25 protein-coding genes are annotated in these 25,523 nt (G+C 61.8%); 10 read left to right on the top strand and 15 right to left on the bottom strand.

Features of this window, described 5'->3' with window-relative positions; genetic code table 11:
* Positions 1–188: 188 nt before the first annotated feature.
* The 5 genes from fae to BLT65_RS33865 all read right to left on the bottom strand — a co-directional run bounded on the left by fae (position 189) and on the right by BLT65_RS33865 (position 4,426).
* The gene (gene fae / locus BLT65_RS33885) at positions 189–722 is read right to left on the bottom strand and encodes a formaldehyde-activating enzyme (protein WP_007746889.1); all 534 of its coding nucleotides are present in this window, start codon (positions 720–722) and stop codon (positions 189–191) included.
* Between the two features lie 158 nt (positions 723–880).
* Positions 881–1,183, bottom strand: a complete 303-nt coding sequence (locus tag BLT65_RS33880) for a hypothetical protein (RefSeq protein ID WP_091786472.1) — start codon at positions 1,181–1,183, stop codon at positions 881–883.
* A gap of 90 nt (positions 1,184–1,273) precedes the next feature.
* Positions 1,274–1,729 (bottom strand): response regulator, encoded by a 456-nt coding sequence (locus tag BLT65_RS33875; RefSeq protein WP_244186844.1) that lies wholly within the window; start codon positions 1,727–1,729, stop codon positions 1,274–1,276.
* An 85-nt stretch (positions 1,730–1,814) separates the two neighbouring features.
* Positions 1,815–3,329, bottom strand: coding sequence for a sensor histidine kinase (locus BLT65_RS33870; RefSeq protein ID WP_279634505.1), 1,515 nt, complete (start codon positions 3,327–3,329; stop codon positions 1,815–1,817).
* Between the two features lie 233 nt (positions 3,330–3,562).
* A complete protein-coding gene (locus BLT65_RS33865; RefSeq protein ID WP_091786462.1) occupies positions 3,563–4,426 on the bottom strand; it encodes an STAS domain-containing protein in 864 nt (287 codons plus the stop codon).
* Positions 4,427–4,804: 378 nt separating this feature from the next.
* On the opposite strand from BLT65_RS33865, the gene BLT65_RS33860 reads away from it, so the two are divergent.
* Entirely contained in the window at positions 4,805–5,095 is a 291-nt protein-coding gene (locus BLT65_RS33860; protein ID WP_042314460.1) for a hypothetical protein, read from the top strand.
* A 193-nt stretch (positions 5,096–5,288) separates the two neighbouring features.
* Positions 5,289–5,552: a hypothetical protein gene (locus BLT65_RS33855; protein ID WP_042314459.1), complete on the top strand. Its 264-nt coding sequence runs from the start codon at positions 5,289–5,291 to the stop codon at positions 5,550–5,552.
* Between the two features lie 133 nt (positions 5,553–5,685).
* Here the strand turns inward: BLT65_RS33855 and BLT65_RS33850 are convergent, their stop codons facing one another.
* The 6 genes from BLT65_RS33850 to rbsK form a co-directional block, all read right to left on the bottom strand.
* Positions 5,686–6,702 (bottom strand): substrate-binding domain-containing protein, encoded by a 1,017-nt coding sequence (locus BLT65_RS33850; protein WP_042314458.1) that lies wholly within the window; start codon positions 6,700–6,702, stop codon positions 5,686–5,688.
* Positions 6,703–6,881: 179 nt separating this feature from the next.
* Complete coding sequence (rbsB, locus tag BLT65_RS33845; RefSeq protein ID WP_091786459.1) at positions 6,882–7,850, bottom strand: ribose ABC transporter substrate-binding protein RbsB; 969 nt, start codon at positions 7,848–7,850, stop codon at positions 6,882–6,884.
* Positions 7,851–7,958: 108 nt separating this feature from the next.
* Complete coding sequence (locus tag BLT65_RS33840; protein ID WP_091786456.1) at positions 7,959–8,915, bottom strand: ABC transporter permease; 957 nt, start codon at positions 8,913–8,915, stop codon at positions 7,959–7,961.
* 104 nt (positions 8,916–9,019) lie between these two features.
* On the bottom strand, positions 9,020–10,525 hold the full coding sequence (locus BLT65_RS33835; RefSeq protein WP_091786453.1) for a sugar ABC transporter ATP-binding protein: 1,506 nt from the start codon (positions 10,523–10,525) through the stop codon (positions 9,020–9,022).
* A 10-nt stretch (positions 10,526–10,535) separates the two neighbouring features.
* Positions 10,536–10,934, bottom strand: coding sequence for a D-ribose pyranase (rbsD, locus tag BLT65_RS33830; RefSeq protein ID WP_035989742.1), 399 nt, complete (start codon positions 10,932–10,934; stop codon positions 10,536–10,538).
* Entirely contained in the window at positions 10,931–11,821 is an 891-nt protein-coding gene (gene rbsK, locus BLT65_RS33825; RefSeq protein ID WP_091786450.1) for a ribokinase, read from the bottom strand. The genes rbsD and rbsK overlap by 4 nt, the downstream gene beginning before the upstream one ends.
* A gap of 328 nt (positions 11,822–12,149) precedes the next feature.
* Here rbsK and BLT65_RS33820 point away from each other — a divergent pair, with 328 nt between their 5' ends.
* From BLT65_RS33820 to BLT65_RS33810, 3 genes are all read left to right on the top strand, one after another.
* On the top strand, positions 12,150–14,045 hold the full coding sequence (locus BLT65_RS33820; protein WP_091786446.1) for an FAD-binding monooxygenase: 1,896 nt from the start codon (positions 12,150–12,152) through the stop codon (positions 14,043–14,045).
* Between the two features lie 20 nt (positions 14,046–14,065).
* Positions 14,066–14,506 carry a MarR family winged helix-turn-helix transcriptional regulator gene (locus BLT65_RS33815; RefSeq protein ID WP_091786443.1) on the top strand — a complete coding sequence of 147 codons (441 nt, stop codon included), beginning with the start codon at positions 14,066–14,068 and terminating at the stop codon, positions 14,504–14,506.
* Between the two features lie 185 nt (positions 14,507–14,691).
* Positions 14,692–16,356 carry an ankyrin repeat domain-containing protein gene (locus tag BLT65_RS33810; RefSeq protein WP_091786440.1) on the top strand — a complete coding sequence of 555 codons (1,665 nt, stop codon included), beginning with the start codon at positions 14,692–14,694 and terminating at the stop codon, positions 16,354–16,356.
* Positions 16,357–16,392: 36 nt separating this feature from the next.
* Here the strand turns inward: BLT65_RS33810 and BLT65_RS33805 are convergent, their stop codons facing one another.
* Both BLT65_RS33805 and BLT65_RS33800 read right to left on the bottom strand, forming a co-directional pair.
* On the bottom strand, positions 16,393–16,935 hold the full coding sequence (locus BLT65_RS33805; RefSeq protein WP_091786437.1) for a carbonic anhydrase: 543 nt from the start codon (positions 16,933–16,935) through the stop codon (positions 16,393–16,395).
* Positions 16,936–17,016: 81 nt separating this feature from the next.
* Entirely contained in the window at positions 17,017–18,003 is a 987-nt protein-coding gene (locus BLT65_RS33800) for a nitrilase-related carbon-nitrogen hydrolase (protein ID WP_042314449.1), read from the bottom strand.
* Positions 18,004–18,215: 212 nt separating this feature from the next.
* Between BLT65_RS33800 and BLT65_RS33795 the strand changes: the two genes are divergently transcribed.
* Entirely contained in the window at positions 18,216–19,172 is a 957-nt protein-coding gene (locus BLT65_RS33795) for a GlxA family transcriptional regulator (protein ID WP_091786434.1), read from the top strand.
* Between the two features lie 605 nt (positions 19,173–19,777).
* Positions 19,778–20,626: a hypothetical protein gene (locus BLT65_RS33785; protein ID WP_091786432.1), complete on the top strand. Its 849-nt coding sequence runs from the start codon at positions 19,778–19,780 to the stop codon at positions 20,624–20,626.
* Positions 20,627–20,692: 66 nt separating this feature from the next.
* Here the strand turns inward: BLT65_RS33785 and BLT65_RS33780 are convergent, their stop codons facing one another.
* Positions 20,693–21,700: a zinc-dependent alcohol dehydrogenase family protein gene (locus BLT65_RS33780; protein WP_091786429.1), complete on the bottom strand. Its 1,008-nt coding sequence runs from the start codon at positions 21,698–21,700 to the stop codon at positions 20,693–20,695.
* A 199-nt stretch (positions 21,701–21,899) separates the two neighbouring features.
* Between BLT65_RS33780 and BLT65_RS33775 the strand changes: the two genes are divergently transcribed.
* On the top strand, positions 21,900–22,313 hold the full coding sequence (locus BLT65_RS33775; RefSeq protein WP_042314444.1) for a winged helix-turn-helix transcriptional regulator: 414 nt from the start codon (positions 21,900–21,902) through the stop codon (positions 22,311–22,313).
* Positions 22,314–22,743: 430 nt separating this feature from the next.
* Here BLT65_RS33775 and BLT65_RS33765 read toward each other — a convergent pair whose 3' ends face one another.
* Positions 22,744–23,622, bottom strand: coding sequence for a hypothetical protein (locus tag BLT65_RS33765; protein WP_091786425.1), 879 nt, complete (start codon positions 23,620–23,622; stop codon positions 22,744–22,746).
* Positions 23,623–23,820: 198 nt separating this feature from the next.
* Here BLT65_RS33765 and BLT65_RS33760 point away from each other — a divergent pair, with 198 nt between their 5' ends.
* Together BLT65_RS33760 and BLT65_RS33755 are read left to right on the top strand one after the other, a co-directional pair.
* The gene (locus BLT65_RS33760; RefSeq protein WP_091786422.1) at positions 23,821–24,882 is read left to right on the top strand and encodes a catalase family peroxidase; all 1,062 of its coding nucleotides are present in this window, start codon (positions 23,821–23,823) and stop codon (positions 24,880–24,882) included.
* Positions 24,879–25,412, top strand: coding sequence for a cytochrome b (locus BLT65_RS33755; RefSeq protein WP_042314441.1), 534 nt, complete (start codon positions 24,879–24,881; stop codon positions 25,410–25,412). Before BLT65_RS33760 ends, BLT65_RS33755 begins: the two co-directional genes overlap by 4 nt.
* Positions 25,413–25,523: the final 111 nt, after the last annotated feature.

Genomic DNA, 25,523 nt, shown 5'->3' with positions numbered 1-25,523 from the left:
TAGGAGAGTACCGCGAACATGGGGTGTTTGTCGTACGAGAGGACGGGGCGGCCGCGTCGAAAACGCGGCGCTGCGTTCACGTCGGACCGACGTGACGTTATGGTGCTGTAATCCGCCTTGTTATGCTTTTGCGGAGCGCGCGCGATTTTGCAATCGCACGGCGGGTCGGGTCACCGGACGCACGACGTTCAACTCCAGTCGTCCATGTCGTGTTTGATCGTATGACGGTTGGCGATCAGCGTGTCCACGCTCGGCTCGTTGCTCATCGCGCGCTGGATCGCAAGCTTGGTCGCTTCGTAGTTCGTGCGGTACATGTCCTTCTTGTCGAGATTCGCATCTGTGACGCAGCGCGGATCGATCCATACCAGACTGACGATGCATAGCTCGTTCGCCTGGTCTTTCGGCAAGATCCCTTCGATCAGGCAATCGACGATCGCATCGGCCGTGGCCGACTGCACGACGCCACCGAACAGTTCTATGGTCGCCATGTCTCTTAGCGTCACCTTGGGGACGATCATCGTCGCGGGTCGTACCATCTGGTTGCAGGCGCGAATCGCGAACATCGCCGTGTGGCCTTTGCTCTGCGCCATCATGTTCGCGAACGCATGCCCGACCGGGCCGTCGACGCGGCCGATCAGAATCTCTGGCATGGCGTCCGTCACCTGGCCGGGCGCCGCGAAGACGGTGGCTTCACCGGCGCGGAATGTCAGATCGATGCTCATCGTGGACCTCCTCTTTGATTGGACGACGTTGGAGGTGCGATGAACGCAAGGAAGGTGCCATTGATTTTGCCGCGCCAGAGCAGGGCGGCGGCCGTCGCGCGGTTATGCAATATGTCCCGGGTTCGTGACAGAGTGACAAATAAAAGCGGAGCGCGTGCCTACCCCGTGGCGAAGACAGTCGCGCCTCGATCCTCGAAGTGCGCGGCGCTGCGAATGAAGCGGTACTTCTGGCCGCCAATATCGAGGTGGTTACGTCCGCAGCGGGTCAGCCTCAGAATGTCGTCGACAATCGAAGCGCTGATCGCGCCGTGATAGCGCCAATGATCCTGGGCTTTCGTTGCGTCGCCGACGTATATCGCACAGAGGCCGTCGCACATTTGCATCACAAGCACGCTGCCGCCGTTATCGAGCGATATTTCCAGATACTCGGCCAGCGTCAGCAGTGAGTCCGTCGTCGCCATGATGACTTCCCCAAGAAGAGCGCAGCTTTGCGGGTGTCGTTCGGATTCACCCATCAACCGATCTGCCTGGTGGAGTTGACCCGGTACTTTTCAGGGCCCTACGAGCAACACGCGGATATGCTCGAGAAGCGTATCGAGTAGAACGGGTTTGACCAGGAAGCGATCGAAAACCGGTTCGCCGACGCTGATCATTGCCGCCGTCCAGAGAATGATCGGTATGAATTCGAGCCTGCTATCGGCCTTTAACGCGCGGCACAACGCAAGTCCATTCATGCCGGGCATCATCAGGTCGGTAATGACGAGCGCTGGCGGCGACTGCTGGACTTTATGCCACGCGTCCAGACCACCCGTCGCCGTCACGACCTCGAAACCTTCCATGCGCAGAAGCAGTGCCCATGCTTCCAGCGCATCGGTCGCATCGTCAACGAGAAGGATGGCGGGTCTCTCATCTGTGCTGCGGGAAGAAACGTTCACATTGGCCTTCGGTAGACCTGCCGGCTGAATTGCCCGCAGCCCGGAAAGCGCTGCTACATGGTCTTCTCGCACACTGCGTACCCGCGCTTCAAAGATAGGCGATCACGCGCGAATGCACCAAAAAACAGTGAAGATTGCGCGATGATGCGCCAGTCTGTCACAAACGGAACCGCACGTCGATCTTGCTGTACGGCACCGATCGGTCCACGCTCAGCGCGTCACGGCCGAAACCCGAATAGGTTTGCACGAGCCGCAAGCCCAGCCCTGTTCCCTCGGGCGACGGGAAGGTATCGGGTAGTCCGTGCCCTTCGTCCAGGACGCTCAATAGTGCCGAGTCTGGGGCGTCGGCACGTAGCGATACAGAGATCTTTCCGCGCCCATATTTCACCGAGTTCGTGACGAGTTCCGCCGTAATCAGACCAAGCGGGCTCAGGCGCACGGCAGGCACGATGATGGGATCGGCAAGCAGTTCGATCGGCCGCTCGCCGATGACTGCCTGCAGGTCGGTAATCAGCCCCTGCAGATAGCGCGCGGCATCGGTCGCCGCGGAGCCGTTGTCCTGATACAGGCGTTGATGGACCGAACCGACCGTCATGACGCGAACAGCCGCGGCCTTGAGTTGTGCCTTGACGGCGGGCTCGGGAGCCAGATTACCTTGCAGGCCGAGCAAGGTCTGGACGAGCTGAAGGCTGTTGCGCACGCGATGATGGACTTCTTTCATCATTGCCTCGTTCGCGCCGAGTTGCTGCTCCTGATCGCTGATCAGTGCCGCGAGCCTGGCTTCCTGCTCATGACGCTCGGTGACGTCGCGCGAGACGGCAACGAGACGCCCCGGCACGCCATGCTGCGGCTCGATCTTCGACACGGAGACATCCCACCAGGTTTGCGCTCCGTCAGCGGCAACGATGGGCGCCTCGAAGCGGGCGGGTGAGTCTGTCCGGGCGTGGGCGAGGGCCGCTTCAACGGCGGATTGAAATTGCGCCGGCCAAAGCGTCGCCCATTTCACGCCTTGCACGGTGGCAACGTCGGTCACGCCGACATGCGACATCGCGCGAGCATTCATCGACTGCACGACGCCGTCTTCCGTCATCACTGTGACGGGGTCGGGGCTTGCATACAGGATGTCGGTGGACAGTTCTTCGGAGCGTCGTTCTCCGGCTTCGGCGGCCAGCCGCTCAGCCGACATGGCGATGATGTTCGCAACACCTTCGACGAAGGCGATGTCGCTTGCGATGAACGCTTCTTCGTCGGGACTGTCGGCTTCCAGCACGCCGAACGGAGAAGGCACGCCGCGGATCGGCACGTTGATCGCCCGTTTGATGCCGTAGCGCTCGAGCAGTATTGGTGTGCGAAAGCGCAACTCCGACGCGAGGTGATTCGACAGCACGGCCTTGCCGTTGGCGATTGCGTAGCCCGCAGGGCTGCCATTGTCCGCCGACAACCTTGCAAAGCCGATTTCAGCGGGTGACCAACCCACGCCCGCTACGAGCAGAAGATGATCGTGCTCGGGCACGTAGCGCAGCACCTTGACGAAGTGGGAACCCAGGCCGTCGGCCACTGTGCGACACGCTTCGTTCAGCACGGAAGTGAGATTATGTGCGGCGAGGGCGGCCTGACCAAAACAAACGACGAGTTCATGCTGACGCGCAGCCCGAGACGCGGAGCTTCCCATGGACGTCAGGAGGATTTCACTGCTCGGCAATTTTTCCATCTACCGTCTCGCGGACCAGAATGTCTGTGGCGAATTCCCCCGCCAAATTACCACGTGGAAAAGAAATTATCTGCATTCTGCGCGAGTGGATGTGAATCGGTAAAAAGTCCTGTACAGGTTTTGATGGAGGCGATCGGGCGCAGGTTGTTGCAGCGAGAAGAGGTTGCTTGATGTTGTCGCGGGTCAGGCCGCCGTTAAGCGTTGCGCGCCGTGATGCCGGTGCTGGTCGCCTGCGCGATGCGCAGCGCGACGACGAATGCATCGGAAAGCGACGCGCGAGTCGTGATGCCGGACAGATCGACGCCAAGATGCACGACTGTCAGTGCAATCTGCGGGCGAATACCGCTGATGATGCAGTCCGTTCCCATCAATCGCGCGGCCGCCACCGTTTTCATCAGGTGTTGCGCAACGAGGGTGTCTACGGTCGGCACACCCGTGATGTCGATGATCGCGACGGCGGCACCCGTTTCGACGATTCTCTGCAGCAGGTTTTCCATCACGACCTGGGTGCGCGCCGAATCGAGCGTGCCGACGAGCGGCAGCGCGAGGATACCTTCCCACAGCTCTACGACGGGTGTCGACAGTTCGAGCAGTTCTTCACGTTGCCGGGCGATGGTTGCTTCACGGCTGCGCTGGAAGACTTCTGTCGTATAGAGGCCCAGCGCGTCCAGCAGCAGATTGATGGACCAGTTGGCGTCTGCGAGCGCGGTCATGTCATCGCCGAACGCCACGCGCAATTGCGTATAGAGCGGATGCTTCAGCGAAAACACAAACGCCGCGGTTTCGACGGGCGTGAAGCCTTGCCTCGTGCGCTGCTCCGATATCTCGCACAGGCGCACACGCACGGGCTCCCACTCGGGACGGTTTGCGTCAAGCGTGTCGCTCGACCTTAGCGTGTCGAGAAAAACTTCCATGAACCCAGCGAACTGACTGCGCATCTCGGCTTCTGTCGTGAGGCCTCGCCTCAACGAAACGGGAAGATGCTGGTCCAACCAGTTATCGAGCAATTCAGGTTCGTTCAGGAAGCCCGCCAGCGCCTTGCCGGTGAAGTTGTTCATCTGAGCCTGATGAGTGAAAGACCCGCGTGGGTGGCGTCCGATGAGCTGACGGATTGATGGGTTGCCGCGCCATGGTACTCCACGCGTGGTCCTTGCGCTGCGCATTCCGGCGGGCATCGGCCGCTACCGGAAACGCCCGCTTCAAGCGGTTCGGAAAGCAAAGTTTCACTGTACAAATGCACTAATGCGCGTACGATGGACTGAGTCCTCGCACCTCGCGCTCATTTCGGTTCTCATTTCGGTTATATCGCCCGCCTGAATGCACCGCAACGCTGTCGCCCGACAGTCGCGTGTGCGTCGATCGTGATGCGGCCGTCTGGTCCGCGCTCGTCCCACCTGCATAATCTTCGCCGCACATCGCGGCAACAGAGGTGTCTCATGGAAGCCGCTGCATATCTATACAGGGGACTTGAAGTTCGTCTGCTCGTTTATCCGCGTCAACGCACCATGTCGGGAACGGGTCACAGCTACGATCAGGGCTTCGATGCCGCTGTCCGGATCAACGAACCAGGGCAGAAGGAAGTGGAAGGGCGCAGCCGTGTTTTTCAACTCAAGGTTGAACGCGGCTTTGAAAACATCGGCGATGCGAGAAGGGCGTCGACGGCTTATGCCGAACATCTCATTGATGCGTGTCCGTCGGGTCGAACCATCTGGGATGCCGAGGTGTGAGAATCCGATGGTCCGCAGTGTTCGATGGTTTCATCGCGCGTCCCGGAAGTGATCGCCTGTGATAGCGATCGTGGTGTGCTTCGATTGACGATCGAGGCTTAGCGTATTTGGTTCGGCTGCATCCACGACACGCACGGTACAACTTCACTGAAAGAGAACTTTATATTCGCGCAACGCGCGATGGGAGCGTCGTATGCATTTCGATCCTGCAGTGTTCCGAATAGACCCTACGCCGCGTCGCGCCGATGGCGAATACATGGCTCACGCGATGATCAGTGGGCCGCTGCCGGACGGAGAATCGTTCATCCATGTGAGCGGTGATCTGGCGGGTTTCGATCTTCGCCAGGATGCTATCCAGTATGCGACCGACTGGGCGAACGACTGGCTGCAGAAATGCTTCGACGGGTCGTGGAATGCGCCTCGGGCCTCAATGGCGGCTGAAGGACGTGTGAACTGAAAGCGGGGAATTGGCCGTCTACAGGCTGCGTTTGTGATTTTACATAAGATAAATTATCAACGTAAAATCGAATTTTAAAAAATAGGGCCTGATAGCATGGATGGCGCACTAACAAGCCACGCGCGGCAACAACTCATCCACCCGACCTACGATATCGAATCCGTGCCGGCACCAGCCGCGAGTCCGGCGCGCCGTCACCCTCAAGCAGAGAAAACACGCAACGCAGACTGTGCTCAGCCAGTTGCGCGCTGTCCTGGATGATCGCGTCGATCTTGAAAGGCAAACAGTCGAGCAGCTTGTGATCATCGAACGTCATCAGTTGGCCTGGCGCCTGCGCCAGTTGATGCGCATCGTTCATAAACTGCAGAACGCCTTCGAGCAACGTAATCGAGCCTGCGAACAGCGCTTGCGGATATCGCTGGTGTTCAGCGAACCATGACTTCATCAACTCGTAGCCCGATTCACGCTGGTAGTCTCGCTCGAACACCCAGTCCGGTTGCTCTTCGAGACCATGCTGACGAAGCGCCTGCCGGTATCCAGCCAGACGATCGCGACTTGCGGACAACTCTGGTTGACCGCCCAGATACACCACCTCACGCGCGCCTCGCGCAATGCTCTCGCCGACCAGTGTCGCAACCGTTTCAACCGCATCGGTGACGACGTACGGAATGCTGCTCGACTCGACGCGACGATCGGCAAACACGAGAGGCAGACGCTTCATCCATTTCTCGTAGCGCTTCGCATCCCCCGTGCATGGCACCACGATCAGGCCATCGACCTGATGAGACACGAGGTGCGCAATCCCCTCCGTCTCGCGTGTCGGGTTTTCATCGCTGGTGACAAGAACGAGCTGATATTGATAGCGTTCGCGGCACTGCCATTCCATCGCCTGTGCGAGCGCCGCGTGCGCAGAGTTGGTCAAGTCGGGAATCACCAGACCGATCGTATTGCTGCGTCGGGTGCGCAACGCCCGCGCCGACTGCGACGGCGTGAAGTGATGGTCCTTTGCGACCTGCAACACTCGTTCGACGGTCGCCGCGGATATCCGGTAGCGCTCGGCATAGCCGTTGAGCACCATGCTGGCGGTAGTACGGGAAACCTTCGCGAGGCGGGCAATGTCGTCGATGGTCAGACGCTCGAACTGAGTCACGCGGGCTTCCTGCAGGTCAATGAGTCAAGCGCGAGCGCACCGCTTCGGTGAGCGGTGCGTGCGTACGATACAACTTCGTCGGGGATTCGCCGGCCAATCTCGATCGGAGGCAGAGGCAGGCGCACAGCGACGTGAGTCCTGTGCGCCTGATGGTACTACGGGAAGGGACAGATGAGAACTTACTGCTTGTAGAGGTTCAGCGGTACCGGGATGAACTTGTCGACCGACTGGCCATCGACCAGCTTTTTCGCCGTCTGCACACCATATTGGCCAATCAGCTCCGGCTGCTGCTGCACGGTCGCCGACATCTGGCCGCCCTTGACTGCCGTGATGGCGTCGCTGGTTGCGTCGAAGCCGACCACCGCCACGTTCTTCAGACCCGCAGCCTGCAACGCCTTCACTGCGCCCAACGCCATTTCGTCGTTCTGTGCGAACACGCCCTGGATGTCCTTGTTGCTCTGGATGATGTTCTCCATCACCGAAAGACCCTTCGCACGGTCGAAGTCGGCAGGCTGTTTCGTCGCGATCTTCACGCCGCCCTTCGCCGTCACTTCGTCGTCGAAGCCGGCACCACGCTCATTCGCCGCCGACGAGCCCGGAATGCCCTGAAGCTCGACGATATTGCCCTTGCCGCCCAGCTTGTCCGCGAGGAACTCAGCCGCCATCTTGCCGCCGGCCTTATTGTCCGAGGCGATGTGCGAGCTGACATCCGCGCCGTTCACGCTCCGGTCGAGCGAGATGACCTTGATGCCCTTGCTGGTCGCTTCCTTGACGACGTTCGCCACGGCCGACGAATCGGTCGGGTTGATCAGGATCACGCTGACTTTCTTTTCGATCAGGTCTTCAACGCTCGCCTGCTGCTTCGCGGGATCGTTCTGCGCATCGACGGTGATCAGCGTCACGCCGTCTTTTGCGGCTTCGTCTTCCGCGCCTTTACGCAGCGAGACGAAAAACGGATTGTTCAGCGTCGAAATCGACAGACCGACCGTGATCGCGGCGTTTGCAGCGGGTGCCGATGCCGCGCTGGCTCCGGCGTCTGCCGACGTCGCCGGACCTTCCTTCGAGCACGCAACCAGACCGGCCATCAGCGTGCTTGCGCACAGCGCGGCGAAAAGCTTCGAGAACCGCGGCGAAACGGGTTTCTGCATTGTCTTCCTCTTCTTCCTTGTGTGGTGAAACTGGGTTTTGCTGTCCAGCAATCGGTAATCGATAAAGCTATAGGGAAAGGGCCTACGCCCTTCCCTCGTCAATCTGCGTCACGCCTTCTTGTTGCCGCGATCGATCAGCACGGCGAGCAGGATCACGCCGCCCTTGATGACCTGCTGATAGAAGGACGAAACGTCCAGCAGATTCAGACCGTTGTTCAGAACGCCGATCAGCAATGCGCCAACGAGCGTGCCGAAAATCCAGCCGCGTCCGCCCGTCAGACTCGTTCCACCGAGCACGACGGCGGCGATGGCATCGAGTTCATAGCCGGTGCCCGCCGTCGGCTGTGCGGAGTTCAGGCGGGAAGTCAGCACGACGCCCGCGAGCGCGGCCATGACGCCCGAGATCGTGTACACGTAGAGTTGAATGCGATCGACCTTCACGCCCGAGAGCTTTGCCGATTCAGCGTTGCCGCCCGTCGCATAGATGTGGCGGCCGAACACGGTCTTGCGCAGCACCACCCAGAAGATCGCGAACATGACGAGCATGAGCACGACGGGAATCGGCACGAGGCGCGCGATGTAGCCGCCGCCCAGCAGCGAGAAGAAATCACTGTTGAAGCTGCTGAGCGGGCTGCCGTTCGACAGGACCAATGCCAGTCCGCGAAGTACCGTCATTGATCCAAGCGTCGCGATAAACGGCGCGACTTTGCCTTTGCTGATCACGAGCCCATTTACGAGGCCCATCAGGCCGCCCGCAACGAGTCCGGCGAGCGTCGCAAGACCTGCCGGCATACCCGACGTCAGAAGGCTCGCGATGATGACGGACGACAGCGCCAGCACAGAACCCGCAGAGAGATCGATGCCGCCCAGCAGAATCACCAACGTCATGCCGAACGCGATCAGCGCATTGATCGACGCCTGACGCATCACGTTCAGCAGATTGTCGACGGTCAGAAAATTGTGACTGACGATAGAGAGTCCCACCGCAATGACAAGCAGGGCGATAAACGGCCCAAGCTTCTGCAGCGTCGCGCGGTTGGTCGGTGTGATGCTCAGTTGCGCCATGATGTGTCTCGCGTGTTTTCCTGTCGCCAGCGACAGGACCGTTCAATTGGGATGCACGGCGCGCTGCCAATCGCGCTGCCGTCATGAATCAGGTTGTGGGGTGTCTATGCAGCAACCGAAACAGGCGCCGCATTGCCGCCCGCCGCTGCCGTCATGATGAGTTCCTGCGTTGCGCCTTCCGCATCGAACAGGCCGCTCTGACGACCTTGATGCATGACGAGGATGCGGTCGCTCATCGCAAGGACCTCGGGAAGCTCCGACGACACCATGACGATTGCGACGCCGCGCTCCGCCAGCTGATTGATGATCGTGTAGATTTCGGCCTTGCCGCCCACGTCGACGCCGCGCGTCGGCTCGTCGAGCAACAGCACCTTGGGCGGTCGCGCAAGCCACTTGGCGAAAACCACCTTCTGCTGATTGCCGCCCGACAGTGACTTCACGTCCAGTTCGGCATCCCGCGTGCGCACGCGCAACTGCTCGATCAGACCATCGACCGCCTGGCGCTCGGCCTTGCTGTCGACGAAACCAAGCCTTGCATAGCTCTCGAGATGGACGAGTGTCGCGTTCTCGCGCACGGACATACCCAGCACGAGCCCCTGCCCTTTACGGTCTTCCGTGACGAAGCCGATGCCCGCCGCGATGGCACTGGACGCATCGCGCACTTCGAGCGGCTTGCCATCCAGCGTGACCGTTCCCGCCGTCTTGCGGTTGGCGCCGAACAGCGTTCTGAGAATTTCGCTGCGCCCCGCCCCCATCAATCCGGCGATGCCGAGCACTTCGCCCGCACGTACGTCGAACGAAATGTTGGAGATGTTGCCGTGATCCGCGAGACCTTTGACCTGCAAGCGTACCGCGCCGGGCTTGTGTTGCCGCTTCGGGAAACGCTCGCCGAGTTCGCGCCCCACCATCAGCCTGACGATCTCATCGAAATTCGTGTCCCTGATCGCGCGTTCGCCGACGAAGTGACCATCGCGCAGGACGCTGATCTTGTCGCAGATGCGGAAGATCTCTTCCATCCGGTGCGAGACATAGACGATCGCGACGCCGCGAGCCTTCAGCGACAGCATGATCTCGAACAGCGTGTCGATCTCGCGATTGGTGAGCGCGGCCGTCGGCTCATCCATCACGACGACGCGCGCATCCAGTGAAAGCGCCTTTGCGATTTCGACGAGTTGCTGGCGGCCGATCGACAGTTGCCCCGCTTCCGTCTGCGGATCGATGTCGCGCGCGCCAACCATGTCGAGCCACTTGCGTGCCTCGCGACGCATCTTCGCGTTGTCGACGATCCCGAACCGGCTGGGTTCGCGGCCCAGAAAGAGGTTCTCCATCACCGTCAGTTGCGGGATGAGGTTCAGTTCCTGGTGGATGATCGCGATGCCGGCATGTTCGGCCTCGACCGTGTTGCGAATCTGCGCGGCGCGGCCATCGATCAGGATCTTGCCAGCGTCGGCCTGATAGACCCCGCACAGAATCTTCATTAGCGTCGATTTGCCGGCGCCGTTTTCACCCATCAGCGCGTGGATCTCGCCCGCGCTGATGTGAAAATCGACGTCCTCGAGCACGCGTACCGGTCCGAAGGCCTTGCCGATGCCCTGCATCAACACTTCCATGGTGTGCCTCTCAGAAGATGACGCCGGAATGCAAGATCACATTCGCGTAAGGACTGCACTCGCCCGTGCGGATAATGGCTTTGGCCTCGCGCGAGCGCTGCTTGAACGTCTCGTGCGGCACCTGTTCGACTTCAATCTTGCTGGACGCCATCTGTGCAATGCGCTCCACGACAGCCGCGTTGTGTTCGGCGCTCTCGCTCGCAAACACCGCGCGTTCGACCTTGAAATCGGCGAGCACACTGTCGAGCACGTCGAAGAAACCCGGCACGTTGAGCGCAAGCGATACGTCGATGCACTCCACGCCTTCGGGAATCGGCAGACCGCAGTCGGCAATCACGAGGCTGTCGGTATGGCCCATCGATGCCAGCACGCGCGCGATATCGCGATTCAGATGTCCAAGCTTTTTCATGATTGAGCTTCGAGAAACGTGTCCAGTTCGGCGAGCGTCGGCATGCCGCCTTGCGCGCCTGCGCGCGTGACGGACAGCGCTGCCGCAGCATTGGCGCGACGTACCGCCTCGCCGATCCCGAGACTCCAGAAGGCCGCGAGTGCGCCGTTGAACGTGTCGCCGGCGCCCGTCGTATCGACCGCATCGACCGCGAAGCCGGATTGGTACACGAGCTTGCCGTCCATGTCTGCGTAGCACACGCCGTCCTCGCCACGCGTCATCGCGATCTGGCCGGGACGTCGCGCGAGTTCGTCGGCCCACTGCGCTTCACTCGTTTGCAAGGCAGTCGCGAGTTCATGCTGGTTGGGCGTAAGCAGCGTGACGAGATCCAGCAGTTCGTCGCTTAGCGCGACGGCGGGAGCCGGGTTCAGAAAGAACGGCTTGTTGAGCGCGCGGGCGCGGCGCGCTGCATGCAGGACGGTCGCGTACGGCACCTCGAGTTGGGCCAGCACGACATCGGCTTGCTCGAATGCATCGGCGGCGCGGTCGATATCGTCGGGCGACAGTTCAGAGTTGGCACCCGGCACGACGACGATCGCGTTGTCGCCACCCGTCAGCGTGATCGATGCGATACCCGTCGCCTGGCGCGCCGTCGTGACGTAACGCACGTCCACGCCTTCACGCACGAGCGTCGCCTTCATGTCTTCACCGAAGGCGTCGGCGCCTACCCGGCCAACCATCGTCACCTGCGCGCCAAGTCGAGCCGCCGCGACGGCCTGATTCGCGCCTTTGCCGCCAGGGCTCGTCGAAAAGCCCGTGCCGAACAGTGTCTCGCCCAGACGGGGAAACGTGTCGGTGACGACCACCATATCCATGTTGATGCTGCCCACCACAACTACGCGCGCCATGCCATTCCTTTCAAACGGTCCCGCTGAACCTTGCCAATCTTGCAAGAAATCGCCGTGCTAAAACGTCATCAGCTACGGAGCGCAATTTATAGCAGAGTCGGCGGTCGCGCGGAATAGGACTTAGGGTTTTACCCGATATGGCGCCAGATACCTCGCTGCGGCGTCCGCGTGCCTGATATAGGCAGCTTTTTCGGACGCGGCCAGGGCCACGCTTTCGAAATCCTCAGTCCAGGGTAAACATCCACTGCCGCACGAAGTGCTTTGAACTGGTTGGTGTACGGAGTATATTCGGCATCACGATGACACGCACACCCTGGAGGAAGACACCATGCAATTTCATCTCAACGGTTTCCGCGTCGGCGATCCGACCATCGAGCCGGCTGCCGACAACGCGCCTCACGTCGAGATGCCCGACACGGTCGATGTGCTGATCGTCGGAAGCGGTCCTGCGGGACTCGTGCTGGCAGCACAACTCTCGCAGTTCCCGACCATCCGCACGCGCATTGTCGAGCGGCGCTCAGGACCGTTGCAGATGGGACAGGCGGACGGTGTCGCGTGCCGCACTGTCGAGATGTTCAATGCGTTCGGCCTCAGCGACCGCTTGCAGCGGGAAGCGTATTGGGTCAACGAAACCGTTTTCTGGCGCCCGGATGCAAAGGATCGTGGCGCCATCAAGCGTACCGGCCGTGTTCAGGATACCGAAACAGGTATGTCGGAGTTTCCGCATGTGATCGTCAATCAGGCGCGCGTGCAGGACTATCTGCTCGATGTGATGCGTCGCTCCGCGCAGCGGCTCGAACCGGACTACGATCTGGAACTGGTCGACGTGCAGCGCGACGATACCGGCGACTACCCCGTGCGCGTGACCTTGCGCCGCACGGATGAAGCGAGACTGGATGAGGAAATCACTGTACGTGCGCGCTACGTCGTGGGTTGCGACGGCTCCCGCAGCCGCGTGCGTACGGCCATCGGACAAACGCTGCGCGGCGATGCCGCCAACCATGCGTGGGGCGTGATGGACGCGCTCGCCGTCACGGACTTCCCGGACATCCGCCTGAAAGCCGCCATTCAGTCTGCGAGCAAGGGCAATCTGCTCATCATTCCGCGCGAAGGCGGATACCTGGTGCGCTTCTACGTCGATCTGGGCGAGGTCACGCCCGAGAATCGCGACAGCCTCAAACAGACCACCGTCGATCACATCATCGAGACGGCTCGGCATATCCTGCATCCTTATACCCTCGATGCGAAGGAAGTCGCGTGGTTCTCCGTGTATGAAGTGGGACAGCGCCTGACCGACCGCTTCGACGACGCCCTCGCCGCCGACGGCACGTCTCGCGCCCCGCGCGTGTTCATCGCGGGTGACGCCTGTCATACGCATAGCGCGAAGGCCGGCCAGGGCATGAACGTGTCGATGCAGGACGGCTTCAATCTCGGCTGGAAGCTCGGCGCGGTGCTGCAAGGACGCAGCGACGCCGATCTGTTGCGCACGTATTCCGACGAACGTCAGCCCATCGCGCAGGAGTTGATCGACTTCGACAAGGAATGGTCGGCGATGATGGCCGCGCCGCCGAAAGATCCCAACCGGCCCGAGGCTGGCGGCGTCGATCCGGCTGAACTGCAAGCCTATTTCGTTCGCGCGGGCCGATATACGGCGGGCGTCGCAACGCATTACCGGCCGGGTGTGCTGACAGGCGAAGCGACGCATCAGGCGCTCGCCAGCGGTTTCGTGATCGGCACGCGTTTTCATTCATCGCCCGTCGTTCGTGTCGCCGATGCAAAGCCTGTCCATCTCGGACACGCGGCATCCGCGGACGGCCGCTGGCGCCTGTACGCGTTCGCGGACGCGAAACGGACTGCGCTCGATGCACTGTGCGAGCATCTCGCTACATCGCCCGATTCCGTGTTGCGGCTCACCACGCCAGAGGATGCCGATGTGGATAGCGTGTTCGATCTGCGCGCGGTGCTGCAGCAGCCGCATCGCGAAGTGCGTCTCGACGACCTGCCCGCGCTGTTGCTGCCGCGCAAGGGACGCTACGGCCTCATCGACTACGAGAAAACATTTACGAGCGACGCAGCGACTGATATCTTCGACGCGCGCGGCATCGATCGCGAACGGGGCGCGCTCGTCGTGGTCCGTCCGGATCAATACGTCGCGCATGTTCTTCCACTCGATGCATACACGGAACTGAAGGCCTTCTTCCAGCCGATATTCCGCATGCGCTAACCCGTTCCGAAACTGCGAAATTGCCGACCAGACACGACAACCCCGAAGCGCTCTCGAAATTTACGGGCAGTCTCGTGCGCCGCGCCCAGCAGCGCCACGTAGCGGTATGGCTCAGCGAAGTCTCCGCCGAGGTCACGAGCGTCCAGTATGCGGCGCTCGAGATCTTGCATAAAACACCCGGCGTCAACCAACGGCAACTCGGCGATGAACTCGACGTGGACCGTTCGACGATCGCCGATCTCGTCGCGCGCATGGTGCGCAATGGCCTGATCGAACGGTCCGACGATCCCGTCGACAAGCGCAGTTATGTGCTGTTTCTCACCGCGGACGGCAAGAAGCAGCTTGCGACCTTGCGTCCGCGTGTCGAGGAAGTCGAGCGCATTCTCACGGCGAGGCTGACACAGCGGGAATCGCTGGAGTTGCGGCGTCTGCTTCTGGCGCTGCTGCCTCCGCAGGAATAGATCCGTGCATGTGCGTGGGAGTTGACGGCGCCGCCCGTCTTCTCCTAGCATCTCGTCAGCGGTACAGGCCGCTTCCGGGTCCGCGGAAAGAGTTGAACTCACCTGCGATAGCCAATGCGTTATCTCACCATCCTTTGTGCAGGCGGTGTTGCGGACCGACAGCCTCCAATGCACGAGGATCCGCAATGAATACGCTGCCTTCCAGGGCCAATCTCGACCATCTGAAGAAGCAGGCGAAAGAACTGCTCCGCCTCTATCGCGATGGCGATGCAACGGCTACTTCGCGCTTCATCGACAACCTTCCTGCTGCCGCGCATCGAACGCCTGACGACGTCATCGCACTCGGATTGCGTCTGCACGACGCGCAGTCGTGCATCGCGCGCGAGTACGGCTTCGCTTCATGGGCAGAGCTTCGCCTGTATGTCGAAACGCGTGCCGTGCAGCGCGAGCAGCAGGATTTGATTCGCCACTGGCTTGGCCTTGCTTACGGCGGTGACGTCGTCGGCGGATACGACGCCGCGAGGCCGCGCGTCGCGGCGCAGTTGTTGCGCGACCATCCCGGCTTGCCTTCAGCGGATGTGTCGGTGGCGTGCGCTGCGGGACAGCTCGACGTGATAACCCGCGCAGTCTCAGCCGATCCGGACTGGATCAATCGGCCGGACGGACCGCTGAATCTTCCGCCGCTCGTCGCCGTCACGCATTCGCGCCTGGGACAACTGCCGCAGTTCGCTGAACGGCTACGCGAGTGCGCGCGGTTTCTGCTTCAGGCGGGCGCCAATCCCAATCAGCGTATCGGCAACCGGTACCCGCCCGCTTCACTGGCGTCGCCCCACGAGTCGGAACCACTGTCCGCGCTCTACGGCGCAGCGGGCGTCAACCGCGATACCGTTCTGACGGAGATGCTGCTCACGGCAGGCGCGAATCCCAACGACGGCGAATCGCTTTATCACTCGCTGGAAGAGCCTGCTTGCACACGCTTGCTGCTGCAGCATGGCGCGCGCGTCGGCGGAACGAATGCGCTGCGTCGGGCGCTCGACATGCCGAACCCTGTTGCACTGGAACTGCTGCTGGCACATGGCGGCGATCCGAATGAACCCGTTGCAGCAGGTCCGACGACGACGTGGGGACCGCCGCTGCTGCGCGCCATCGCCGTGCGACGATCGGCTCGTCATATCGCCGCCCTCCTCGCCGCCGGTGCCGATCCGCAGGCGCGCACGCCCGGTGGCGTCAGCGCCTGGCGACTGGCGATGCAAACAGGCCTGCGCGAGGTCGCGGACCTGTTGCACGCCGCCGGGGCAAACGACTCAATCACCGCCGAGGACGAGTTCGTAGCGGCCTGTGCGCGCGCCGATGCCAGTGAAGCGCGTCGCATTCAGGCACGGCGTCCTGATCTTCCTCGTTCGCTGCCGGCGGATCAGTTGCGGCTATTGCCGGATACAGCCGCGTGGGGATCGGGCGACGCGATCAAGGTCATGGTCGAACTCGGCTGGCTGATTGCTGCGCGCGGCGGCGATTGGGACGCGACGGCGCTGAACCATGCCGTGCTTCGGGGCGATGCCGAATTGACCGCGTTCCTGCTTGCGCATGGAGCAAGTTGGCGAGAGACACATGGCTTCGGTGCTGACGTGCTGGGCACGTTGTCGTGGGCTTCGATCAATGAACCTGCCGGGGTTGAACACGGCGACTGGATCGGCTGCGCTCGCGCGCTCGTCGCGCATGGATTGCCTGACATAGCGCGCGATCCAGCGGATGCGGAACGACTGTTGATCGACGGCCGGTCAATGCGATTTTCGGAAGGCGTCGCGCAAGCGTTGCTGCCAGACGATCGCGCGACTTCGAAACCGGATTGACCGCACCTGCCGTGTACGATGACCGATACGCCGCCGTCAAGCGGCGGGCGCCCGCAAAGGTGCCGGCGGGACGACGGTTTCGATCTTGCCGGTTTTAACGTCGTAGACAAGACCTGACACCACCAAACCATCGGGCAGCGCCTTGTTTGCCTTGAGCGCCGCGACATCGAGCGCGACCGCCTTGTAGGGCTCGGTGATCGAGAGATCATCGAGCGCGTCCGTCTCGACATCGAGATGCTTGGCGAGCAATGCGGGCGCATGCCGGTGACAGCCGATGATCCCGCAATCGGTGTGCTGGAGCAGCACGAGATTGCGCGCACCATCCGGGCGTCCCGCCGATGCCGCGACGACGCTCAACACCGCCAGCGTTTCGAGCAACGATTTGTTGACGCGCCCGCCGACGTTCCGGATCACGGCCGCTTCGCCTTGCTTCAACCCCAGCACGTTCACGGGATCGACACGCGGATCGACGCAACCGACGACAACCGTCCCCGTCGACGGAAGCATCTTCAGTTCAGGCGCGAACTCGGTCTCGGCGAATCTGGCGTTGCGCTCCAGCATGACATCGTTGAAGTTCATTTCTGCTACTCCTTGATAACGGTGCAAATTCGAGTGGTCGAATTGCGCGCCTCATGCGCGCATGACCTCACGAGCCTTGGCTCAGGCGAGTACTTCGAGATCCCTGACAGGCTCTTCGCCAGGCGCGCGCAGCGAGCGCTCGATGACGTGAGTCTTCGGCGTACGGTCGATCACCAGCCCGAGCACGTCCGGTCGGCTGTAATGGCCACGCGAATCCATCATGCGTTTGCGCTTGTCGATCTGCCAGAAATCGAGGTCTGCGATGATCTCGCCCTCTCCTTCGCGCAGCGGCGCACCGCCCATGTATTCACCGTCGGGCGAAACGATTGCAGTGAAACAGCCGCTCGAGATCGGGCCGACCTGGGTGGTATTCGTATCTTTCAGAATCTGCTGCTGTTGTTCGGGAGTCAGCCACGCTGTCGCGTTGACAACGAAGGCGCCCGCCTCCAGCGCATGCTGGCGGATGTTGATGGAGATCTGCTCGGAGAACAGATCTCCAGCAAACGAACCCGGATACATCGCCGAATGGATTTCCTCGCCATCGGCCATCAGCGCATAGCGCGCAAGCGGGTTGTAGTGCTCCCAGCAGGCGAGCTGACCGACGCGGCCCACGGCGGTATCGATCGCGCGCAGACCTGAACCGTCGCCCATTCCCCAGACCATACGCTCGTGATAGGTCGGCGAGAGCTTGCGGCGGCGTTGCACGAGGGTGCCGTCGGCATCGAACAGCAGTTGCGTGTTGTAGAGCGTGCCGCCGTCGCGTTCATTGACGCCGATCGACACCACCATTTTTGCCTGACGCGCCGCTTCGCCAATTGCACGCGTCGTCTCGGACGGCACGACCACTGCCTGATCGAGAAGCTTGTAATGTTCGGCTCCCATCGCAAACGGAGATTCGACGAACGAGAAGTACGGATAGTACGGAACGACAGTTTCAGGGAAGGTTGCAAACTGGACGCCCTGCTTGCCGAGTTCCAGAATTTTCTTGACGACCTTATCGACGGTGCCTTCCCGGCTGTAGAGAACGGGCGCGATCTGAACGGCTGCGGCCCGGATGATCTTCGACATGATGGTGTTCCTTTCGCTGGTGCGAGACAGATGATGAAGTGCTTGTACCTTATCGCCTCCGCCCTTTACGATCTATGTCGTTGTTGCCACCATTCATGACGCGCGTCGCACGGACGTGCGAGGCTCGCTGCATCGAGAAAGAGTCCGCGAGTGCGGCCGTGGAATGTCGCTAATGCGCGGTCAGGCGAGCGCGCCGGACCTCAGGAATAGATATGCATCGGATTGGCTTTATCGTGCCGCAACGATTTCAGATGATGAGTCTTGCGGCGCTAACAGCGTTCGAGATCGCGAACCTGCCGCCGGCGGGTCCGTGCTACGACGTCCATGTGCTGTCTGCCCGTGGCGGTCCCGTCCGTTCTTCGGGCGGCATGACACTCGAAACCGAACCCTTCGGCGATCCGGCTTTCGATACGGTCATCGTGGGTTCGATCACCGAAATGAAAATGCCATCGTCCGACGCCGCAGTGATCGCGTTCGTTCAGGAGGCAGCCAAAGCATCGAGACGGATTGCCTCGATCTGCAGCGGCGCATTCGTACTCGCCGAGGCCGGACTGTTGAATGGCCGGCGCGCGACCATGCATTGGGCCCACGCGTCTGAATTCAGGGCCCGCTTCCCGGAAGTCATCACGGAAGAAGACCGGATTTTCGTCAATGACGGTCCCATCTGGTCCTCGGCCGGCATGACGGCCGGTATCGATCTCGTTCTGGCGTTGATCGATAACGATCTCGGTCCCGAGACCGCGAAAATGGTCGCGAGGCTTCTGGTCATGAATCAGCGTCGGCTGGGTGGGCAGTTGCAACATTCCGCGCTTCTCGACATGACGCCAAAGTCCGATCGGATCGAACTGGTGCTGGCGCACATCCGCCGGAACCTGCGCAATCCGCTGACCGTCGAGGAGCTTGCGGCTGTGGCGAACCTCAGCCCTCGCCAGTTCAGCCGCGCGTTCGTGGCCGAGACCGGTCAGTCGCCCGCCAAGGCCGTGGAGCAGCTACGGCTGGAAGCCGCCCGATTCATGATCGAACAGGGCCGGCACACGATCAACGTCGTGGCGCAGGAAACGGGTTTTGCGGATCGGGAGCGCATGCGCCGCGCGTTTGTCCGAACGTTCGGCGTGCCCGCCGATATGCTGCGCCGGAACGCTCGACGGGAACCCGTTGCTGGCAACTGAAACCCTCAACTACCCGCTTCAAAAACGCCAACAATCTGGCCCGAAAAAAATAATTGAAGCGGGATCTATTCTTTTGACAGCCGATGCCGATAAGAGCGCTCATAAGCCCCGCCTGAGAGAGCCTCCCGATGCGAATCGACCTTATTGCCAGCCGCCCCGCCCGATTGAAACGTTCGCTGATTATCCTGGTCGGCTGTGCCGGCGTACTGGCCAGCCTGTCCATCTGGGGACGGGTGCCCGCCGATGCACTCGCCGACGCCGATAGAGAGGTCGCCCAATTCGGCCCCGCGCTTCCCGGCGCCGCGTGTACGGCCGAAGGAGCGGTTTCAAGGGACGCCAAGGGTACCTTTCTCATGTGCTGGAGGCTGGTCTGGAGCAAGCCATAGCGTCTGCCTCCATAGCGGCGCTGACGCTACGTGTGATGCTCATCCCACGAGGCATGAGACCGCGCGCAACGCACGCATATCGCCGCGTGATGTTTCCGTTGCAAATGCATGCGGTTGAAGGTTCAGTTGGGAAGCGCACGCAATGGCATCGCTGGCGTTTTTTTGTCGCTGGAGACGTTGTACGATGATTCCCTATCAATAACCATAAAGGGAGGCCTCATGGACGCACGCTTGAGGCAGACGTTGACCGGCGCGTTTCTCGCCACAGGTTTCCTGTTTTCGGCATCATCCCACGCGTACAACGCGGCCGACGACGCCGAGGCCCAGGACCGGGAAGTGAAGGCGGCCTACGATCGCGGCTACAAGGCAGCGAAAGAGGAACTCGCGCGCGAGGCCGCTGCAAAGAGTACTGCCGCCACGACGCCGCCCGCAACCGAAGCGCGGGCGCAGAAACCGACGGTTGAGCCTGCTCGCAAACCCATCCTCGACATCAAACACGTCTACAGCGAGACAAGCGATATCGAGACCGTGCAAGAGGTGCCCGTCACGTCGAAGCCACTTGGGGAACAGCCAGGCACGCAAGCTCCCGCATCCAGCAGCACTCGCATCGCGCCACCAAAGCCGGTTGCTCGTCGCTCTCCAGTCGCGACAGCCGACGCCTGGACGGATACCGACTCGCTGCAGAACCCGCAACCGGTGCAACGCTCAAGCGCTCCGCCGAGAAATGCCGGCATCGTGCGGTCTACGGGACGCGCGCAACAACAGAGTGCAATGCCGCCCGAAGAATTCGCTGATGACGATGGCGACGACGCGGTCATGCCACGTACAGCCCAGGTCTACACGACCGAGCCGCAGTACGCGCGACCGCGAACTCAGTACGCGCCGCCGCCCGTAGCGATGCAGCCTCCGCCGCAAGCCTATGGCTACGTGCAGCGGCCAACCAGCGTGGCCGCCCGTCCGTACGCCTACTACGCGCCATCCGCTGCCTGGGGCGGCGAATACCAGCCGACGCCGTATGCTGGCCGCTGGTACTGGTCGCCGGAATACGGACGCTGGCTTTACTATTGACCTGTCGCGATCTTCACCTGAAAGGAGAAGATCGCCCACGGCGCCCGACCGCTACCGCCGCCCGCGTCAAACCGCCAGGCAAACCTTGCCGAAATGCTTGCCCGCCGCCTGATGGCGGAACGCGTCGGCGATCTCGCCGAGCGCGAACGTGCTGTCGATCACCGGCTTGATTCCGTTTGCATCGATCGCACGGATCATGTCGATCTGATGCCTCCGGCTGCCGACAATCAGCCCCTGCAGCTTCTGCTGACGACGCATCAGTTCAGCCGTCGGCACCTGCCCGGCCAGTCCCGTCAATACACCGATCAACGCGATATGACCACCGATCCGGCAAGCCTGGATCGACTGCCCCAGCGTGTCCGGACCGCCCACTTCGACCACGTTGTCGACACCGCGGCCGTCCGTGATTTCGAGTACCTTCGCGGCCCAGTCGGTGTCGCGCTTGTAGTTGATCAGGTGATCGGCGCCGAGCGCGCTTGCCTTCGCCAGTTTCTCGTCGGACGACGACGTCGCGATCACCGTCGCGCCCATCTGCTTCGCGAACTGCAGCGCGAAGATCGAGACGCCGCCCGTGCCCTGAACGAGCACCGTGTCGCCCGCTTTCAGCGCGTAATCGACGACTAGCGCGCGCCACGCGGTCAGGCCGGCGGTGGTCAACGTCGCTGCCTCCGCGTGGCTGTAGCCGCGCGGCGCGTGCGTGAACCATTGCGCGGGACGCACGACGCTTTCGCGAGCGTAGCCGTCGACGCCATCGCCCGGCGTTGTCGAGAAATCGGCCAGCGTCGGGCCGCCGTCGAGCCAAGAAGGAAAGAACGTCGATACGACGGCGTCGCCGACCGCGAATTCCGTCACGCCCTCGCCGATCGCTTCGACGACACCCGCGCCATCGGACATCGGAATGCGGCCGTCATCCGTGCGCATGCGCCCCGTGACGACACCCAGGTCATGGAAGTTGAGCGAACTTGCGTGAATGCGCACGCGGATTTCGCCAGGCGCCGGCGCGCCGGGATCGGCAAGCTCCACGTGGACGAGATTGTCCAGTCCGGCGGGCTGGCGCAAGGTAATGGCTTTCATCGAAGCAACTCCTGATAGTCGATTGGCGGACTGACGATGCGCGATGCGGCATCGCCGTCGAAAAGGCGGTCGCGCACGTTGGCCGGCGCGCAAGGTCGCGAAAGTTGCGCGACCACGTCGTGATTGTCAGGTCGCACGTCGATTGTCGCAAGAAGGTACAATTATCGCCGGTACTATCAATTATGTAGGTATAAAAGCCATGCGACCCAAACGCCTGGACAGCAAGAGCGGCTGCGCCGTCGAAGTCACGCTTTCGGTAATCGGCGGTTTGTGGAAGCCGGTGATCCTGTTTCATCTGATGCACGAAAAGAAGCGCTTCATGGAACTCACCCGGCTGCTGCCGAACACGACGCAACGCATGTTGACGCTGCAACTGCGCGAGCTGGAAGCGGACGGCATCGTTGCGCGCCATGTCTATCCTCAGGTTCCGCCGAAGGTCGAATACGAATTGACGCCGTTCGGCGAGACGCTTGCGCCGGTGCTGATCAGTCTCAGGGAATGGGGCGAGTCCTATCAGGCGCAGCGGGCGAGCGATGCCGCGCCCGTCGAGGAAGTGTCGAAGACAACGGGGACGCGGCGGCGGCGTGCGAACGCGGCCGGGCAAGCTGCGTGAGTGAGCGTTATCCCGTCGTTAAAGGTTTGCGTTGAATCTTCCCACGTCCGGGACCGCGATCGACGAGCCGTTCGCAAGGCTTGCTTCTGCCGATGATGGTTTTTCCCCTGGCGAACGCTCCAGGCGTTAAGGGTTCGAGCGGACAAGCCGAATCGCCACGTGAACATCGCGTCGAACAGCAGTAGGATAGACAATCGACCGATGAATTCTAGGAGGCACCATGAACGCGGTATGCCCGCTACACGGGCCGACCACCATCATCCGCACGAACGCATACGGTTTTCCCGTCTACGCGTGTTGCTGCAACGACGTGCCGTACGCAACGCCCCCAGACGCCTGCACAAGGGCACCAACGCAACGCGGAAAAGACCCGCAGCAGAAGCCCGAACAACCGAAGACAAAAAGAGAATGACGGGCACCCGGAGGTCTATCAATGCGGCGTTTTCCCTGCCAGCCACAGCGCGAGATTGATCGCATATCGATGCGCGTCCTGCAGCGCCTGTTGCTCCGTCTGCATCCCGTTGCCTGGCGGCTCGTCCACGAAGCTCGGACAACCGAGCCGCGCGTCCCAGTTGTAGTCGGCAAAATGATGAAACGTGCTTTGCGCGACAGCGGGCCCTCCGTCGCTGGACGGTTCAAAGGCGACGGCAAGATTGAAGCTCTTGCCTGTGATCTTGCTGTTGCCTCGCGCGATCACGCGGGCTGATGCATCGTCGGGCGCATCGACGGCGCCTTCGTGCGGGTGAGCCGGCAGGTAGCGAATCGCGCCCGTTGGAGAGTCGGCATTCGTCAGTACGGGATGCGTCGGCCCGACGATCGCAACTTGCTGAAAGTCTCCATTCGCGCCCGAGTGAAAATTGGGCCATGAAATATGCGTGGAAAACGGATCGTCGCATACGCATCGCGACTCGTCGGGATCGACATTGCGGGTATGAAAGTGATGTGCCTTGCCCACTGCGCCCAGGCTGCACAGCGAACAGCCCACATCCATGTGATCTCTCGTCACCATCAGACCACGGCCCGCCTGCCGGAATCGCGTGATGCCTTCGCAGTCTTCGGGTGTCAGGCCATCGCCGTTATCGACGGCAAATAGCCACAGCTCGTCGAACGCGGTTTCATCCAGACGCGAAAGCACCGGGTCCGGCTCTCCGGGTTGCTCGCGGTCTCTCGCGACGACGTCGAATACGGCGCGCCCCTCGGCATCGCGATGATTGCGCAGCAGTTCGGCAAGGCGGCCGAACCGGGCGATCGACCAGTCGTCGGCGACGGCAGGAATGGTCGTTTGAAGCAGGATCTTGATGGTATCCATGATGGTCACGCAGCACGCTGCGCTCGTTTGAGCATGCCGTCATGCTAGACGGATTCGAATGGGGACAGTAGACATGCGGACAGATACACGGTGTTGCCTCGTGGACACCTATCGCAGATTTGCCCGCTCCGCTCCCTTCTGCACGAATTTTATGATGCTGCTAGATTGTCGCCAGCAGAACTCTCGAGCGAGGCTTCCATGGCTGACAGACCCGGTTCACAAGCATCCGCTGCGCGCTCACTGGCCTTGATTGCGGTCATCGTCGGCGTCGTTGCGATTGCGTTTGCGTATACGGCAGGCTGGCTCACGCCTGGCCGGCTGACACCTCCGAAAATCGTCAACGCGCTGGCGCCGCCGGGCGGCCCTGCGTTGGGTTTCCGGCGTAATCACGCGAAGGGCATCTGCTTCACGGGCACATTCGAATCGAATGGAGCAGCGGCTGCGTTGTCGAAGGCGCCGATGTTCGCGCAGGGTTCGTCGCGCGTGACGGGACGCTTCAATCTCGCCACGCCTGATCCGAACGCGCCGGACCCGACCGTGCGGATTCGCGGCCTGAGCCTGCGAGTGGTCGCGCCGGATGGAACCGAATGGCGCTCCGCGATGATCGACGCACCCTTCTTCCCCGTCGCGACACCGCAAGCGTTCTATGCGTTGCTCGAAGCATCGGCGAAAAAGGACGATCCCGATGCGATGAAACAGTTCATCGCCGCGCACCCCGAGTTCGCCGCGTTCGGTGCGTGGGCGACGACGGCACCGTGGACGGGATCGTTCGCGCAGGATCAGTACAACAGTCTCAACAGCTTCGTGTTCACGAATGCGCAGGGGCAGGACCAGGTCGTGCGCTGGTCATTCGTGCCGGCGGCGAAGCCGGAGGCCGTGTCGCCCGACGTCCTCAAGCAGCGTCCCGCGAACTTCCTCGAAACCGACATCACGCAACGCGTGCAGAGCGCGCCGCAACGCTGGACGATGATCGTCACCGTCGCCAATCCGGGCGACCCGACGGCCGACCCGAGCAAGGCCTGGCCGGACGACCGCCGCAAGGTGGAAGCGGGCACGCTGGTGGTCAGCGCGATCGAGCCCGAGCCCGACGGCCCCTGCCGCGACCTCAATTTCGATCCAACCGTCCTGCCGGCGGGCATGCATGTTTCCGACGATCCGTTCCCCGCTGCGCGCTCGGCTGCCTATTCCGTTTCGTTCAATCGCCGGACTGCCGAAGACAAGTACTATCCGCACACGCCTGCCGAAGGAGCGAAGCCATGACACCGACTCTCCAGCGCTTTACACCGTTGCAGCGCGCGCTGCACTGGATCATGGCGATCTGCATTCTGGCGATGCTGTTCATCGGCGTCGGCATGGTGTCGACGGTTCGGCCTGACTATCTGACGCTGGTGTCGATTCACAAGCCGCTCGGCATCGTGATCCTGATACTCGCGCTGATCCGTCTGGTGGTGCGACTCACGCGCGGCGCGCCGCGACTTCCGCCGGACATGCCCGAGCCGATGAAACTCGCCGCTCATCTGTCGCACCTCGCTTTTTATGCGTTGATGATCGCGTTGCCGCTGATTGGTTGGGGGATGTTGTCGGCAGCGGCGTATCCCGTGATTGTGGCCGGCATCCAGTTGCCGTGGATACTGCCGCACAGCAACGAACTGCACACGCTGCTATGGAATGCGCACCGGTTCCTGGCGTTGTGCTTCTTTGCGTTGATCCTCGTGCATTTCGCGGCCGCGCTGTTTCATGCGCTGGTCAGGCGCGACGGCGTGTTTCAGGCGATGGCGCCCTGGCGGTGAGCGGTCGGGGTGGAACCTGGTTTGTCTGCGACGGCTGGTTGGTTTGCTTGTGGTTTTGCTGGCATCCGCGTTTTGTTATCGTGCTTCATGCGTCGCCCCTGTGCGGGGCGG

Origin of the sequence: Paraburkholderia steynii (assembly GCF_900100565.1) — a bacterium.
Taxonomy (GTDB): domain Bacteria; phylum Pseudomonadota; class Gammaproteobacteria; order Burkholderiales; family Burkholderiaceae; genus Paraburkholderia; species Paraburkholderia terrae.
Note: the sequence above shows the minus strand (reverse complement) of the source record. Positions and strands in the feature narration are given on the sequence as shown.